At 60.9% G+C, this 658-nt stretch carries 1 protein-coding gene; it reads right to left on the bottom strand.

What is annotated here, in order from left to right; translation table 11 throughout:
- Positions 1-658 (bottom strand): glycosyltransferase family 4 protein (locus tag AACY52_RS29110; RefSeq protein ID WP_339561187.1); only part of this gene is annotated, 658 nt, incomplete at both ends.

The following is a 658-nucleotide window of genomic DNA, read 5'->3' as shown; positions in this document are numbered from 1 at the left end:
CGATGTCCATCAAACCGGCGAAAGGTATCAAGAGCCTGATCCGCCACGACCGACCATGCAAATGGCACAACTGCGGCTAAACCCAGCTCCGTCCGGTGTGCCGCTTCTGCGGGATTCGCGGCGATTGTTTCGAGTGTATCTGCGATCGCACGCGAGTCCCGGTTGGGCACCAGCCAGGCATTGTCCGCAGTTGCCGGCTCAAATCCCGTTGTCACCAGCGCGACCCCGCTGGCGAGCGCTTCCAGTGCGGGATAATGCGGCGCACCATGCTGCACGGTGCCGGCCGCGACCAAAACGTCAAGCGAGCGGTAAAAAGCCGCCAGTTCAACGTCGTTGCGCGGCACGACGATCTCCGCCGCTTCGTGGCTCCACCCTTCGGGCAAATTGCCATAGGCGATCCGCAGCCGATGGCGTGGGTCCTTGGCATGAAGCTCCTGAAATGCTTCCAGCACATAGCCAGTGCCTTTTTGCGGTTCGCTTCGTCCAATACAGCCGACCACCAACGGATCACCAGGTTGGCGGACGGGCGGGATACGCGGCGTAAACACCGACAGATCGATACCAAATGGGACAATCTCGATCGGCCGCACCAGCGCATGGCGATAAATGGAGGCATTGGCGATCTGCCGGAACGGCAAGGCATAGGAGAGACGCGATG

The organism is Pseudomonas sp. EA_65y_Pfl1_P113 (assembly GCF_963970525.1).
Taxonomy (GTDB): Bacteria; Pseudomonadota; Gammaproteobacteria; order Pseudomonadales; family Pseudomonadaceae; genus Aquipseudomonas; species Aquipseudomonas tritici.
This window is presented reverse-complemented; position numbering and strand designations above follow the sequence as displayed.